Here is a 16,224-nt window from a genome sequence, read left to right on the forward strand (position 1 = left end):
TCCCCGCCTCTCTGTCACATCGGCCAGGTCTCCTTTGTCATTACTAAGACAAAACGAAACGAGGAAATGTGACAGATGATAGAGACACACAACTGGCAAGCCGCGCAATTCGAGGCAGAGCGTCCTCGCCTGCGAGCGATGGCCTATCGCATGCTCGGCTCACTCGCCGAGGCGGAGGATGCTGTCCAGGAGGCATGGCTGCATCTCTTCCGTTCCGACACGAGTACCGTCTCGAACCTGGGCGCGTGGCTGACAACAGTGGTCGCGCGAGTCTGCCTCAACATGCTGCATGCGCGCAAGTCGCGGCGCGAGGAGTCCCTGGAAGCGTTAGTACCTGAAACGATGACAAGCGGTGAAAGAGAGATCAACCCGGAGCAAGAGATGGAGCTTGCAGATTCAGTGGGTCTGGCTCTACTGGTGGTGCTGGATACGCTTGCTCCCGCCGAGCGTATCGCATTCGTCCTGCACGACATCTTCTCCGTGCCTTTCGATGAGATTGCGCCTCTTGTGGAACGTTCTCCAATGGCGGCAAGGCAGCTTGCCAGCCGTGCCCGCCGCCGGGTGCGAGGGTCAGCGATGATGAAAGACACTGATCTGGCCTACCAGCGAAACATCGTTGATGCCTTCCTCGCCGCCACGCGCGACGGTTCCTTCGACGCGCTGCTGGCAGTACTCGATCCTGATATCGTGTTCAGAGCCGACCACACAGCCGTATCCCGAGGCGCGGTAAGAGAGGTACGTGGTGCGCTTGCCGTCGCCAGGGGAGCCAGGCAGCTCCTGGAACGCATCCCCTTCGTACAACCGTTGCTCGTAGACGGAGCAATAGGAATCGTTGTGGCCCCACGTGGGAAGCTCCTGCTCCTCCTGCGTCTCACCATCAGGGATGGCAAGATCGCCTCTATCGATGCAATCACCGATCCTGCACACCTGCATCAGTTGCGCCTGTCGGTGCTTCCTGACTGACAAGCCACAGTTGACCGCCGCAAGATAGGAGCCTTGCCCTTTGAGAGCCTGGGCGAGGCCATCTCTACTGCCAATTCCAGCCCATATACAGGTAAAGTTGATGTGGTCTTACCTGTATATGGGCTGGACAAACTCTCGCTGGTAGTGTACACATGTGGAAGAGGAGTATGGCTTTGAAGAACTCGTACAGCATACCTGTATCCTACGCAGAGAGACATCGCGTTGAAAAGAAGAGGAAAGGAAGAATGGCACTCAATATTGCATTGCTGAAAAAAATCGCGGAAACACCTGGTATTTCAGGGCGTGAAGACCAGGTACGTGCCCTGATCCTGGAAGAACTGCGCGCACTTACTGACGAGATCAGCGTTGATCCGTTAGGTAATATCATTGCCATGAAGCGAGGCAAAAGTGAGCGTCGTGTCATGCTCGCAGCACATATGGATGAAATTGGCTTCATCGTCAAGCATATTGACAACCAGGGCTTCATCCGTATTCAACCGGTAGGCGGCTTTGACGCCCGTGTGCTTTTTGCTCAGCGTGTCCTGGTTCACGGCTTTGCGGGCCAGACCTTACGGGGAGTCCTGATGCCATCGAGCAAACCTATTCACCTGTTAGGCGATGAGAAACCCACAGCAGTGAAACTCGATGATCTCTTTATTGATCTCGGCTTGCCAAACGAACAGGTATGCGCACAGGTAGAAGTGGGCGATATGATTACGATGGATCGCACGTTGGAAGTTGTTGGCGACATGATTGTCAGCAAGTCGCTGGATGATCGCGCCAGCCTGTTTGTGATGCTCGAAGCCTTGCGCGCTCTACAAAACCATGAGGTAACTATTTTCGCCGTTGCTACGGTCCAGGAAGAGGTGGGCCTGCGTGGAGCTGCCACTGCCGCCTATCAGGTACAACCAGATGTCAGCGTCGCGCTGGATATTACGTTGGCAGGGGACATCCCTGGTAGCGCTGAGCAGGACGCGGTCACACGCCTGGGGCAGGGCACTGCCATTAAAATCTTCGACTCCTCACATATCTCCAACCATAAGCTCGTGCGACACTTCCGCGATGTGGCAAAGCGGCACACCATTCCCTACCAGCTTGAAGTGCTGCCACGAGGCGGGACGGATGCGGGAGCGATGCAAAGAACGCGCGAAGGCTCACCCACAATCACGCTCTCGACGCCCACTCGCTATGTCCATACGGTCAACGAAATGATCCACCAGGCCGACCTAGAAGCGAGTATTACTTTGCTGGCCCGTTATCTGGAAGATGCCCACAACGGCAACTATTCGTTCTAGAGGCAAGGAAGTTGTGATGACTGAGAACCACCGCGCGAACGCCGTTGTCCCCCGGCCTACAGCCAATGACATCACTTTCGACGAGGCCAAAGGGTGGCGCACCCGGCGAACGACGTTGGTTCTCTGGCCTGGTCATGCGATATCTATGGGAATGGGACCGTCCTCCACCCTCCACCGTCACTACGCCACGCAGATCGGCATCAGCCTGGGTGCTCCTTTTCAGGTGCGGACGTGCGCAAGTGAGCCATACACCGAACAACAGAGCTTCATAGCAGGCCCGCATATCCCACATCAGGTCGAGACGACAGGGGTGCCTTCCTTTGTTCTCTGGAGTGAGGCCCGCGCGCTTGCTGATCTTGCCTGCCGCCTGAGTACCACGTCCACCTCCTCGCTGCCAACGCTTCCTGAGAGCCTGCTCAACGTTCTTCGACCCGTCCTACAGGCGTCTGGGGAAAAGATGCCAGATGAACAGATCGGGCAGGCTCTCCTCTCACACATCCTCACAACGCTGATCGGTCCGACCTGGGATGAAGGCCACGATGATCCACGTATTGCGACCGCGCGATCTTTAGTAACCCTTCAGTTCCTCGTTGAGCAATCCCAGCCGATCACGTCCCTCGCCACACGTGTCCATCTCTCGCCCAGTCGATTTCGTCATCTCTTTCGCAGCGAGATGGGCATGTCGGTCCAGAGCTATCTGCGCTGGCAGCGTTTGCTAACTGCCATGTACACTGGTGCACATGGGGCATCCCTCACTGAGGCTGCTCACGCGGCAGGCTTCGCCGACGCTGCGCATCTGACACGCGTGTTTCGCGCCACATTCGGGATGCCACCATCACGCATCTTCAAAAATAGCCATGCGGTTCAAGTCATTCTCGGTGCCAAGTACTGGCTGAACCATAAGACGTGAAAGGGGCAACGGAAACGCAAAAGCTCCATTCACCCCTCTCTGAATAAGCAGGAAAGCTCCCCTGCTAAATTGGCATCAAACCATCGAACTTTCTCAAACGTAGCCATCTCATTCAAGCCCATCTGCTTGCAAGCGAGTATGATTGAGGCGGCCAAACACAGAAGATATTGAGAAAGGAGATGGCAAGTCGTTCGCGAGAATGATGTTGTCTATCAAAAAAGATGAGCGTCCAAAACGTGCTTGTGAAAGAATTTCTGCGGTTCACCCGCAAGCCCATGTATTCCTCAGAAGACACCTTACGCCAGCACATTGCCCGTGCGAGAAAAAAGGAAAAGGGCAACCCGCCACCAAACGTGCAGCGTGCCTGCCGGATCGAGAGGGACTCCTGGCAGGGGATAACATGCTATACGGTGCGACCGTTACATGGGACGGGGGCCAATGGGCATGTACTCTATCTGCATGGAGGTGGGTATCATTTTGAGATGGTTCCTCCACACTGGCAACTGCTTTCAACACTGATCAATCGAAGCAATGTGACGGCCACTGTTCCGCTTTATCCTCTGGCTCCTGAACATACCTATCGAGACACTTATCCCTGGCTGCTTGCTCTCTATCAGCATTTATGCGAAACCTTGCATCCAGAGAATCTGACCATCATGGGCGATTCAGCAGGTGGTGGGATGGCGCTGTCGTTGGTGCAACAGGCTGTCGCGCAAGAGCTGCCCCATCCAAAGCAAACCCTCTTAACGTCTCCCTGGCTCGACCTCACACTCCAAAACCCTGCCATCCGCAAACGAGATCGCTCCGATCCAGTGATCAATTCTGCTGGATTGCTTGTCGCAGCGCGCTGGTGGGCGGGAGGTGACGATCCAACATCCCCTGTGCTCAGCCCCATCAATGGTTCCTTCGCTGGGATCGGTCCCCTGCTGCTGGCCGTTGGAACAGATGAGTCTGTCCATTCTGATACCCTCCTGTTGCGAGAACGAGCACTGGCCGAAGGCGTCGATCTGGAATTCATTGAGAAAGAGGGCCTGGCCCATCTGTTCATCTTTGCGCCAATTCCCGAAGCCAAATCCGTGATTGATCGCTTCGTCGAGCGCCTCAAGCATGCTCCAGTGTGCTCATCTTGAGCACTCCTTTGATAATGCAACCCGAACGACGTCTTCAACCAAACTCAGAATATCAAGCCTGCGACAAAAACGCAGGTTGGCACGATAAATCCGTCAATTACGGCATAACAGGGGGAAATCGGTCCGCCCTTCGGTTAATTTACCAGGAGAAGAACAGATGACGACGACGAGCAACACACAAGAACGATTCATTCCAGCACTCTCCTATCACGTACTCACGCCGCTCTATGACCCCATCACGCAAACGCTGCTGCGTGAAGAGACCTGGAAGCTGCGGCTCATCGCAGAAGCCACGCTCCAAAAAGGAGAACAGGTGCTCGATCTAGGTTGTGGGACAGGCACGCTCACCCTTATGCTCAAGCAGCAGCATCCAGAAACAACGGTTGTTGGTCTCGATGCGGACCCGGAGGTGCTGGCGAGAGCACACAAAAAGCTGGCGAGAGCACATCTGGAAGTCACGTTGACGCAAGGCCGTGCTACAGATCTGCCATACCTGAATACGTCCTTTGATTGTGTCGTATCGAGCCTGCTCTTTCACCATTTGAATGAGGGGCAGACGAGGCGCACCGCGCGAGAAGTGATCCGTGTGCTACGTCCAGGAGGGCGCTTGCTGGTTGCGGATTGGGGCAAGGCTGATACATTCCTGATGCGCCTTGCCTTCTTCCCGATCCAGCTTCTCGACGGGTTTGCGACGACGCAGAAAAACGTGGAAGGGGCTTTGCCCAGCCTCTTTTTGGATGCCGGGTTTGAGGAGGTCGAGACGATTGAGGTCTTTCATACCCTCTTTGGAACACTGTCTCTGTACCAGGCACGCAAGAAAAGCTGAATGGACAACTCCTTGAAGAAAACTGGTACAGCATGCTACTTGATTTCTTGATGAATTTCTACAGTAAATAACATCCAGTGAGAGGAGGAGAACCTGACACAGGAAGAAATGGCTTATTTTATCCAAAGCCAAGCATATGCATCGTAACAGTGTACTGAAGAATCCCTAAAAAACCAAGCAAGAAGCCTCCTACCAGAAAGGCTGCGAAAATGATGGTCATCGCCCAGTCTCGCCCATCAAACTTCGTCGGTTCCAGTTCGGTGCGATGGTCAATATCGTAGCCAAACCCACGCGACATCATCGCAGCTGCCATTGCTTCTGCCGCCTGAAACGAACGAAAAAAGGTGGGAATGGAGATCGAGGCATAGGCGCGAAAGCGAGCAATGGGATTAGAGGTCTTCACTTTCCAGGCTCTTGACTGCTGAGCCTCCATGACCGAAATCAATTGGCCCACCACAACAGGGATATAGGCAATGGTCATTGAAAGTGCCATACCTATCTCCGGTGGTACTCCCATACGTGTAGCAGCCAGAGCCATCTCGGAAGGCGAGACTGTTCTGATGAGAGTCAATGTGCTTGTGATCAGAACCAGCAGGCGTAACATTGTTCCAATGGAAAAAACAATGGTTTCCCAATAGAAAGGGATTGCGTGGATAACAGGTGTACCAGGGCGCACAAGATAGCTAATGAGATGGGCTGTAGCAGATTGAGGAGGTCGCCAGAAGGCGATATTCGCGATCAATACAAAGAGTACAAACGGAAGTACCGGCAACAAGTTTTGCAAGCTCTGTTTAATAGGGATACCTGCTATACGCCCATAGATAAATACGCTCATGAGCAACAGAAAGAGGAAAAGAGGATCGTTCCAGGTGGTGAGCGTAATGTTAATAGACAGCCACCATAGCATTCTTACGCGGGGATCAAGCCGGTGAATGATCGTTGCTTTGTCCTGGTAGGAGAGTTCAAGCGCCATGATTGGCTCCAATCCATGCGTTTTTGAGCGCTACAAAAGCTTCGTCTACCGTCAGCCAGGCTCCTGGATAGCCCAATGCTCGACCAAGCATCGTCACCTGTGGGGGATGGAGCGAGGAAGCACTCAAGGCGGCACGATTTTGGAAGGCTTCACGGACAGGCGCATCAAGAATGATTTTGCCATCGGCCATGATCACCACCCGATCACAATATTGAGCGGCAAGATTCATATCATGAGTAATCACAAGAATGGTTTGTCCTGTATCGTGCAAGCGCACGGCGAGATCCATGATTTCCTTCGCACGCTTAAAATCCTGCCCTGTCGTTGGTTCATCGAGTATCAAAATAGAGGGTCGCATTGCCAGGACAGAAGCAACGGCGATGCGCTGTTTCTCACCCATACTCAGCAAAAAAGGATTTTTATCGAGCAAGTGTGTGATCTCAAGCTCTTCTGCCGCCAGTTTCACACGCTGAGCCACCTCCGCAGCAGGCAATCCCACGTTTTTCAGACCAAAGGCCAGTTCGTCATATACCTTCATTTTACAAATTTGTGTATCAGGGTTCTGGAAGATATACCCGACGGTCATCGCCATCTGATCGATAGATGCCTTGCGCGTATCTAAGCCTGCCACCATCACAGAACCGCTCGTCGGTTTGAGCAAGCCGTTCAGGTGTTTGACCAGAGTGGTCTTGCCTGATCCGTTCTGCCCTAAAATAGCAATGAACTCACCACGCTGAACCTTGAGGCTGAGGTCGTGCAGGGCAGTTGTGCCGTCCTTGTATGTGTGTGTCAATTGGCGGATATCTACAATCACGTTTTCATCGTGGTGCTGTATACGACGAGGTGGTGGTTCTGGCTGGCGCTTGAGAGCTTCGTGGTCTACGAGGGGAGCAAGCGTTGTTATGGCTTCGTCAACATCCAATGGTAAATTGTCAATAGACCAGCCAACCTTACGTAACTGAGCAGCAAGCAGTGTTGTCTGAGGTACGCTCAGCCCAACAGAATCGATATACTCGACATGTTCCAGAACGCTCCGTACGGTTCCACGATACAGAATCTTGCCTTGATCTATAACAATCATTTCATCAACAAGGTGTACCAGTTCCTCCAATTTGTGTTCAATCAGTAGTGTTGTACGCTTCTCTTCGCGTGCGAGCTGTGCTACCAGCATAAGCACTTCCCGACTCCCTATTGGATCGATGTTCGATGTGGGTTCATCAAGAATCAGGATTGGTGGCTCGAAGGAAAGGATTGACGCCAGCGCGCAGGATTGTTGCTGGCCCCCAGAGAGGTTATGTGGATTTTTGCGGCGGTGGGCCACGAGACGTGTAAGTTCTAGCAAATATTCGGTGCGCTGACGAATCGCGTTCGCAGGAAGCCCATAGTTGCAAGCCCCAAAGACGATTTCTTCTTCGACACTCGGGTTAAATAACTGGGTATCTGGATCTTGCTGTAACAAGCCAACCAGTTTGGAGAGGGAACTCACACTGTATTTGCGCGAATTGTATTTCTCATGCACAGTTATCTGCCCACGCATTTTGCCTTTGAATTCATGGGGAATCAAACCATTGGCAGCCCGGCAGATTGTTGTCTTGCCTGCACCGCTTGGTCCTGTAATCAGCAAGATGTGGCCCTTTACGAGATTGATGGAAACATCCTTGACAACATCTTCCCCTTCATCTCCATAGGCAAATGCAAAATTATCGCACCTGAGCGCATACACCTTGTCCTCATCCGACACGAAACGATCCTCCCTCCTGATTATCCAACCAGATGGTAGTTTACTAAAGATACCAGAAAACTATTTCTCTAAGAACTACTAGGTACAAAGTTGCCTCCCGCCAGACTGGTGGAGGGAGACAACGCTAGCAGGTATAGTGCTGATCTCTGCTTAACCTATCTCTTCGTCTTTGAACCTCTCCCAGGGCCATCGCCATTGGGGGGCAACATACTTGGGGACTTGCCATAGCACGATAGCTGGAACCACAAAGTAAATAGCCAGGTATCCCCAGTAAGCAAATGCCTGCACCGAGAGTTGTGCCCAGAAGGGAATGATCTTCAAAATAAACGAATAGAGGCCTATCCACCACCAATACTGGAAGAAGAGAGCTACAGCCGTCAGAAGTAAAAAGGCCCCTAGACGCCTGAACGTACCTTTTATGCGGTAGACGCGTGGATAGAAAGCGGCTAAAATTAAGACGTGGATCATGTAGCCAGGCCAACCAATAACGCCAACCTGACCAGTGATCGAATCGACGAAAGTGACAACTGCTCCTACAATGGGACCACCAATCATCGTGGCGAGCGTTAACCAGATGCCGCCAAAGTTAAAGTTGACGCCCGGCAAATACCCCGGGATCGTGATCTGCAAGAGTTCAAATGCGGCGGCAATTGCACCAAAGATTACTGCTACTGCAACTTGTCGTGCGCTCAGGATCGGTCTACGCTGAATCAGTTCTGTTTGTGTCTCCTGGGTTTGCATTGTTGCACACCTCCTACGGGACGCCAGTTCTACGTCCTCTAGTTAAGATTTCACCGATCAATGAATTAATAGCGAGCGTTCTCATTTGGATCTTTCAGGTGCAAGATGCAAGATCTCAAACGTCTTTGGATCGAGATCAACGCCGTACTCCCGCTTCGCCTGCTCAAGGCTGATGTATCCATTGCGCACATCTTCAATGATCACCTCAACGGGCCTCTCCAGGGGAGATCCCCACCCTCCCCCTGTCCCCGTCACGAGCCGAGCCACTTCGCCGCGCTTGAGGGGATAGCGTGCACACTTGCCCAACACAACCTCCCGGCCGTCGTGGTGGAAGATACGCACTTCGTTGCGCGATCCCTCACTACCTCCCGCCACACCCCAGGGGATGTATTTATGGCGACCAAAGGTCGCTGTCAGAGTAAGATCGACGGTCGCCTGGTAATCCCGGATACAACCTCGTCCCCCCCGATGAACCCCGGCTCCAGCATCTGCGCTCGTATCCAGTTCGTAGCGGTCCACGATGATACCATAGCGCGTCTCTGCCACTTCTACCGGAATGACGTAGGTCTCACCATCACCCACGCACATCAAGCCCGATTCCCCATCTTTCTCTGCACCCGCGCCCCAGCCACCCGCCTGTGGCTCGACCAGCAAGAACAGCTCGTTGGTGTCAGGATGTTGACCTGCTAACACAACCCCACACACCGAGAGGAAGTGCCCAGCAGGAAGGCGATTCGGCACGATGGGGGCAAGCGCCTTCCATACTAGATCAGTGACATAGTTCATCGTCTCCCAATACGTTGAGACAGCCGCTGGACGCTGTGCGCTGAAGATTGTCCCTGGAGGGCAGATCACCTTGAGCGGTCGGAAACAGCCTTCGTTGACCGCAATAGATGGGCTAGTGATCGCCTTCAAGATAGTACGCACTCCTGAGTGCAAACCAGTCAGGGCACAATTGACAGGTCCAGGAACCTGTGGATGTGTACCTGTGAAGTCGCAGATGAACTCATCCTCACTGATGGTGATCTTCACACGCACAGGGAACGGACCATTGCCTATCCCATCATCATCAATCCAGTCCTCAGCTTCGTAGATTCCCTTTGGTAGCTTTGCCAACTCAAGGAGCGTCATGCGCTCACCATAGTCAAGCAATGCCTCAATTGCATACTGAACTACGTCAAAGCCGTACTTATTGCACAATTCCTGGAAGCGCCGCTCGCCAAGACGCAATGAAGCGGCCTGAGCATACATGTCGCCCAGCGTCATATCTGGCAGACGCACGTTAGCAGCGATAAGGTCAATCAAACTCTGAACGGGTCTTCCTTCCTCGTAAAGCTTCACACATGGAAACTGAAGCCCCTCCTGGAAGACTTCAGTCGAATCAGTCGTCCAGGAGCCGGGATCTTTGCCACCAACCTCCGTCCAGTGTGCCTTGCTTGCTGAGAAGGCTACCAGTTGCCCAGCGTAAAAAATAGGCACAATCAACGAGACATCAGAGAGGTGCGTGCCACCACCACCATACGGATCGTTGGTAATGATGACATCTCCCGGGTGCAGGTTCTGCTGGCCGAATTTTTCGAGCGCAGATTGCACGGCAAAGGTGAGAGTGCCCAAAAAGCCGGTCACGCCATTTCCCTGGGTAATCAGCTGGCCCCGAGCATCAACCAGACCTGAAGCATAGTCGAGTACTTCATAGATGATCGTACTCTTAGAGGTACGCTGAAGAGCAATGAACATCTCATCGCCAATGGCCACGAGTGCGTCTTTTATAATCTCTATAGTAAAAAAATCGATATCTGGACGGTTTGCCTGTTTTACCATTTCAGATTCCCGTTTCGATGATCAGATTGCCAACTGGATCGACATGGAGCTTCTGTTTAGGAAGTAGCAATGTTGATGCCGCTGCTTCCTCAATTACCGCCGGCCCCTCCAGTTCTGCACACGCGCCCAGCAGTCCGCGCTCATAGATCCTGGTCTCGTAGCGCCCCAGGTCGTCGAAATCGACCAGCCGTGTTCCTTTGAGTGCTTGCTGAGTATTGGTATTCACGGTTATTTTCTGGAGTTCAGGTTTGCGCACAGGGCCAAAGCCTACCAGATGCAGGTTTACAATCTCCGTAGGCGATTGCTGGCGAAAGGTGTAGAGCTGCTCATGCAACTCGTGGAACTTGCCCTCGATCTGGCTACACTGCTCTTCTCCCAGATTACCATTAGCAACAGGAACGTTGACAGTATGCTCCTGCCCCAGGTAACGCATATCGGCAGAGCGGACAAAGAAGAGGTTCGTTGCTTCCACCCCTTCATCAGCAAAGACAGAGCGCATTTTCCCTTCTAACTCAATCCAGGCAGCATTGAAATCTCTCAAAGCTATTTGAGCGGTGCGCATCAGTTTCGTCTGTACCAGATCGTGTCTCAGATCGCTCACGAGCATACCCCAGGCTGAGAAGTGAGCGGGGGCAAGCGGTATGATGACACGTGGCATATGCATATCTCTCGCGAGCGAGGAGGCATGCATGGAACCGCCGCCACCGAAGGCAATCATAGCGAAATCACGTGGGTCACGTCCCTGGCGCACCGAAACCAGCTTGAGCAGATGAACCATATTGGCATTTGCAATGCGGATAATGCCCAGGGCCGCATCTTCAATGCTTACACCTAAAGGACGCGCGATAGTTGCCACTGCTTCACGCGCGAGTTTTATGTCGAGGGCAATGCTCCCGCCGAGGAAATAGTCGGGGTTAATGCGCCCAACGATGATATTGGCGTCGGTCACTGTGGGTTCGGTTCCGCCACGCCCGTAGGCGGCAGGGCCAGGCTCGGCTCCTGCACTGCGTGGTCCTACTTTGAGTGCGCCCGCAGGATCGAGCCACGCAATGCTTCCGCCCCCAGCTCCTATCTCAATAATATCAACTACAGGCACCCTCAGCGGATAGCCTGCCGTCGTGGGGGTACGTTCAATGAAATAATCGCTGGTAAGTTTCACGGTACTCTGCTCTACCAGAGAGGATTTTGCTGTTGTGCCGCCTATATCCAGCGTGATGCAGTTGGGCTCTTCTATCAGCTTGCCGATCATGGCCGCTCCAATGATTCCACCCACCGGCCCCGATTCAACTAATTTAATGGGGGTTCGGCTCGCCGTCTCAAAGCGTGAAACTCCACCATTGGACTGCATGGCGTAACGTGCTTGTTTGCCTATTCCGACCTCATCAAGTCGGATAGAGAGCGCGTCAAGATATCGCCTTGCTACAGGCTTGACATATGCATCTAATACAGCGGTACTGGTACGCGGGAATTCACGCCATTCGTTGGTCAGTTCATGAGAAGCTGTAATATCACTATCCGGCCATTCTTCTCGCACGATATCAACGGCTCGCTGTTCATGCACTGGATTGGCGTATGAGTGCAGGAAACAGATAGCGATGGCCTCGACGCCCTGTCGCCGCGCCTCCGCTACTGCTGCTCGCACGTCGCCTTCAACCAATGGCGTCAAGATTTCTCCCTTATAACTTACTCGTTCCGTTACTTCCAGGCGCAACTGGCGGGGGACAAACGGCTTTGGCTTGGTGAACAACAGATTGTAGAGGTCCGGGCGGTTAGCTCTCTGGATCTCCAGCACATCACGGAAGCCGCGCGTGGTGATTAGTGCAGTGCGTGCCCCTTTGCGTTCGGTCAGCGTATTGATGATAACTGTTGTACCGTGAGCCAGAAACAGCACATTATGAAGTTCGGCCTCCTTCACAGCGGTCATCACGCCTTCTTCAAAATGTGCAGGCGTGGTTGAGGTCTTTTTCAGGCCAATTTGCCCTGTTGCTTCATCAAGATAAACAAGGTCAGTAAACGTGCCACCAATATCAATTGCCGTTCGCATACTCATGTTTTCCTCACATCAACCAAAGAGATCACATCCAGATAACCTGAAGCAGGTTTTTGTGCAAGTAAACATCTTTAGAAGTTAAACTAACATATTCAACACCAATTGACAATTGTAAGAAATATGACATGTAGAATCGATACCACAAGCTAAAAATAGGGAACCGACCTGTTTTTAGCTTAAAATCTTATAAAGATAGTCAAAATTGTATCGACTAGTTACCCAACACATGCTATACTGTAGTTTATGAGTTGTTAAGTAACTCATGTTAACTCATGTGTTGTTTTGCGAGGACGGCTTAATGAGAGCTTCTCGCCTTCCACTGCTTTCTGATAATCGCTTATTTTTGCCGGACGAAATCGGAGCGCCACAAGAAATTGTGATCGTAGAATCAGATGCATGGTATGCCTGGCTACGGTCTGAGGCTGCACGGTCTTTTACACTCAAGCACCACCTGGGAACGTTCACAGTGCGACGTGAGCGTAAACGCAATGGGTGGTACTGGTATATGTATCGCAAGCGACAAGGCAAACTTTACAAAGCCTATGTAGGAAAGGCAGAGGAGATTTCTCGCGAACGGCTGTTTACGGTGGTAGAAGAACTTGCTGGCCGCAACGACGACGGCGGCTCTCCGACAAGAGCTTTATCCGATTCTAAAGAGGCGCCTTCCCGATTATCTCCAGTTGTCATGGACGACGAAAAACCTTCTCTTCCATCTCAGACTTTTGCTCCGGCTCATCCTAATGGAGCCGGAAAACTGCATTTGCCAGCGCAACGCTCGCCCCTTATTGGACGAGAGAGAGAGGTTGTGAGTATTTGTTCTCTCTTGCAACGAGTCGAGGTGCGCTTAGTGACGCTGACGGGCACGGGCGGCATTGGCAAAACACGTCTTGGTATACAGGTGGCAACTGAATTAGCGGCTACATTTGCCGATGGAATCCACTATGTTCCTCTTGCTTCCATTCGTGATCCTGAACTGGTCATGCCCACTATCGCTCAGACACTCGGTATCAAGGAAAATTCAGGGCAGTCGCATCTCAGCCTCTTAAAAGCTTACATGCATGATAGACACATGCTCTTGTTGCTTGATAACTTCGAGCAACTTCTCAGAGCGGCTCCTGCAATTTCAGATCTTCTGGCAACTTGCTTGCGCCTCAAGATCCTGCTGACAAGTCGTGCTCCTTTACATATCGGCGGAGAGTACGAGATACACGTTCTGCCACTTGCTGTTCCAGACCCAAAACATCTCCCAGCAATAGAACACCTTCCTGAATATTCGGCAGTAACGCTTTTTCTTCATCGCGCGCAGATGATTAAACCGGACTTCCAGTTGACCTCCATCAATGCGCATTTTGTTGCCGAGATTTGTGTACGCCTGGATGGTCTCCCCCTGGCTATTGAATTGGCGGCGGCCCGCAGTAAATTGTTGCCTCCCCAGGCATTGCTCTCACGATTAGAGCGTCGGCTTGCAGTGTTGACCACAGGTGAATTGGATGCACCCATACGCCAGCAGACACTAAGAAATACGCTCAATTGGAGCTACGATTTACTTAATAAGGATGAACAGTGGCTATTTAGACATTTCGCGATCTTCGTTGGTGGCTGCCACCTTTCGGTCTTTGAAGAATTCTGCAAAGTTCTTGGAAACCTTTCTCTGCCCATACTGGATGGAGTAACCTCACTGGTGGACAAGAGCCTGTTGCAAGTAGATACCTCTGATGGACAGGAACCATATTTGATGATGTTGGAAACAGTGCGCGAATATGCTCTGGAGTGTCTATCAGCTTCCTCAGAGATGAGAGCAACTCAGCAGGCTTACATTGATACATATTGCTCCTTCACAAAGGAGGCTGACTGGACCTTACTAGGTATAGAGCGCGAGACCTGGCCTGCGTGGGGTAATCGTGAACAGGAAACCTGGTTGGATTGGATGGAAAAGGAGTACGGGAATCTGCGAGTCGTACTCGATTCTCTGTTGGAACATGATGAGATAGAACAGTCCTTGCGTTTCACCGTAGCAATTGCCAACCTCTGGTTTTTTCGTGGCCCACTGATCGAAGGGCAGCGCTATTTCGAGCGTGTCGTGGAAATGAGTAGCGCAAGTCAGGTAGAGAGTAAGGCGAGGGGGTGGGCGCTCTACGTGGCAGGATGGCAGGCGTTCTATCGCTCTGATGAGCGTCGTGCTCTAGTTTTTCTAGAAGAAAGTAAACGAATCTTCCAGAGACTGGACTATGCACGGGGAGTAGCGGCCAACCTGGTTGTTCTCAGTGATATCGAACACCACCGAGGGAATACACGATTAGGGGATGAGTTGGTTGAGGAAAGTCTGCGCCTCTATAGTGACCTGCGCGATTATGTAGGGGTTGGGCATGCCCTTATGACTCAAGGAATACTGGTATTTTTTCGCGGGGAGTTGGCTCGCGCGAGTTCTCTCTTCGAGGAGAGCCTGATAGCATCCAAAAAAGTGGGGCAGCGATGGGTGATCGCTAGTAATCTGCATTATCTCGGGTGGACGCACTTTCTTCAGGGCGATTATGCAAAGGCGCGTCAACTCTCCGAAGAAAGCCTAAACCTCTTTAAAGAAATAGGCTACGGGAATTTCGCAGTGGAAACGCAGGTAGTTCTGGCTGATGAAGTTGCCGCCCTGGGTGATGTGACGAGAGCGCGGGCACTCCTGGAGGATGCACTGAGTCGAGGCCGCGAAATGGAGAGCCAGGATGACATCGCACGTGCCTTATATGGGCTAGGGAACCTGGCCCAGCGCCAGGGGGAACTGGGTCGTGCGCGTACCTTTTATGAGGAGGCCCTGGCTATCCTGAAGCAGAAGGCGGAGATCCCGGATAGGGTACAGTGGGTTCTGGCTTCATGCCTGGAAGGTACTGCTGAGATAGCTTTTGCGCAGGGCCAATCGGCCTGGGCTGTTCGGCTGCTGGCAAAAGCTGATGCGCTACGCATAGGTGACACATACCGAAACGCCATTGGGTATGATCAAAAGCTCTATCAACACATACAGGCTGAGGTAGCTGTTCAACTGGGGAAGGAGATTTTCAGTGCGCTGTGGATTGAGGGGCGTAGCATGGCCACTGAACAGGTGATGGCGGCGCGAGGTCTTGATAGGGTATTGCCAGCTGCTCCCTCAACGCCTTCTCCATCGAGTCAGCCATCGCCAACGCTGCCACCCTGTGGATTGACCAGGCGCGAGTTTGAAGTGTTGCGATTGCTTGCTGAAGGGTTAACCAACTCACAGATCGCTGGAAGACTGGTGATCAGCCCGACTACGGTGAACTCCTATTTGAGTTCAATCTATAGTAAATTGGGTGTTTCCTCTCGTCTGGGAGCGATGCGCTATGCCATCGATCACCGTCTCTCTTGATATCAAGCTTTCTACTTCTTTTAGAATAAGGAGTGATATACAGAGTATCCCCTTAATTTTTAGGAAATGTCCCCTCATCTTCTCTGTAGAGAATTCCATAGTTTTCATGATGTAATTTACTACTTGTTCGCGTAATCTTGGAAAGGCGATTTTGTTGTAGTTCTCTCCACACTAAGATCTGCGTGCATTCTCTCTTCTCTGCAAGAGAAGGTTTTACGCAACCTTAGTGCATGAAGTTCATTGTTGTCAGGAATGGATATTATGGGAGAAAGCGAAATAGCTCGTCTTCGGCGCTTAATTGAGTTAGAGTGCCAATCAATGGAGCAGGGGTTGACTGGTTATGCAATAACGGCGAGACACGACATTATTTCTCACAAATATAACCAGATCGACGCATATCGGAA

11 protein-coding genes are annotated in these 16,224 nt (G+C 52.1%); 6 read left to right on the plus strand and 5 right to left on the minus strand.

What is annotated here, in order from left to right; translation table 11 throughout:
• Positions 1-75 precede the first annotated feature (75 nt).
• From K3T83_RS03260 to K3T83_RS03280, 5 genes are all read left to right on the plus strand, one after another.
• Positions 76-963 (plus strand): sigma-70 family RNA polymerase sigma factor, encoded by an 888-nt coding sequence (locus K3T83_RS03260; RefSeq protein ID WP_220201541.1) that lies wholly within the window; start codon positions 76-78, stop codon positions 961-963.
• A gap of 245 nt (positions 964-1,208) precedes the next feature.
• Positions 1,209-2,258, plus strand: coding sequence for a M42 family metallopeptidase (locus K3T83_RS03265; protein WP_220201542.1), 1,050 nt, complete (start codon positions 1,209-1,211; stop codon positions 2,256-2,258).
• Between the two features lie 16 nt (positions 2,259-2,274).
• Positions 2,275-3,168, plus strand: a complete 894-nt coding sequence (locus K3T83_RS03270; RefSeq protein WP_220201543.1) for an AraC family transcriptional regulator — start codon at positions 2,275-2,277, stop codon at positions 3,166-3,168.
• Positions 3,169-3,404: 236 nt separating this feature from the next.
• The gene (locus K3T83_RS03275; RefSeq protein ID WP_220201544.1) at positions 3,405-4,298 is read left to right on the plus strand and encodes an alpha/beta hydrolase fold domain-containing protein; all 894 of its coding nucleotides are present in this window, start codon (positions 3,405-3,407) and stop codon (positions 4,296-4,298) included.
• 157 nt (positions 4,299-4,455) lie between these two features.
• Complete coding sequence (locus tag K3T83_RS03280; RefSeq protein ID WP_220201545.1) at positions 4,456-5,124, plus strand: class I SAM-dependent methyltransferase; 669 nt, start codon at positions 4,456-4,458, stop codon at positions 5,122-5,124.
• A 118-nt stretch (positions 5,125-5,242) separates the two neighbouring features.
• Here K3T83_RS03280 and K3T83_RS03285 read toward each other — a convergent pair whose 3' ends face one another.
• The 5 genes from K3T83_RS03285 to K3T83_RS03305 form a co-directional block, all read right to left on the minus strand.
• Positions 5,243-6,097 carry an energy-coupling factor transporter transmembrane component T family protein gene (locus K3T83_RS03285; RefSeq protein WP_220201546.1) on the minus strand — a complete coding sequence of 285 codons (855 nt, stop codon included), beginning with the start codon at positions 6,095-6,097 and terminating at the stop codon, positions 5,243-5,245.
• Positions 6,087-7,838 carry an ABC transporter ATP-binding protein gene (locus K3T83_RS03290; RefSeq protein WP_220201547.1) on the minus strand — a complete coding sequence of 584 codons (1,752 nt, stop codon included), beginning with the start codon at positions 7,836-7,838 and terminating at the stop codon, positions 6,087-6,089. The genes K3T83_RS03285 and K3T83_RS03290 overlap by 11 nt, the downstream gene beginning before the upstream one ends.
• A gap of 150 nt (positions 7,839-7,988) precedes the next feature.
• Positions 7,989-8,579, minus strand: a complete 591-nt coding sequence (locus K3T83_RS03295) for a hypothetical protein (protein WP_220201548.1) — start codon at positions 8,577-8,579, stop codon at positions 7,989-7,991.
• A gap of 81 nt (positions 8,580-8,660) precedes the next feature.
• The gene (locus tag K3T83_RS03300; protein ID WP_220201549.1) at positions 8,661-10,400 is read right to left on the minus strand and encodes a hydantoinase B/oxoprolinase family protein; all 1,740 of its coding nucleotides are present in this window, start codon (positions 10,398-10,400) and stop codon (positions 8,661-8,663) included.
• Between the two features lies 1 nt (position 10,401).
• Entirely contained in the window at positions 10,402-12,444 is a 2,043-nt protein-coding gene (locus K3T83_RS03305) for a hydantoinase/oxoprolinase family protein (protein ID WP_220201550.1), read from the minus strand.
• Between the two features lie 304 nt (positions 12,445-12,748).
• Here K3T83_RS03305 and K3T83_RS03310 point away from each other — a divergent pair, with 304 nt between their 5' ends.
• Complete coding sequence (locus K3T83_RS03310; RefSeq protein ID WP_220201551.1) at positions 12,749-15,820, plus strand: tetratricopeptide repeat protein; 3,072 nt, start codon at positions 12,749-12,751, stop codon at positions 15,818-15,820.
• Positions 15,821-16,224: the final 404 nt, after the last annotated feature.

Source organism: Reticulibacter mediterranei, from assembly GCF_016587455.1.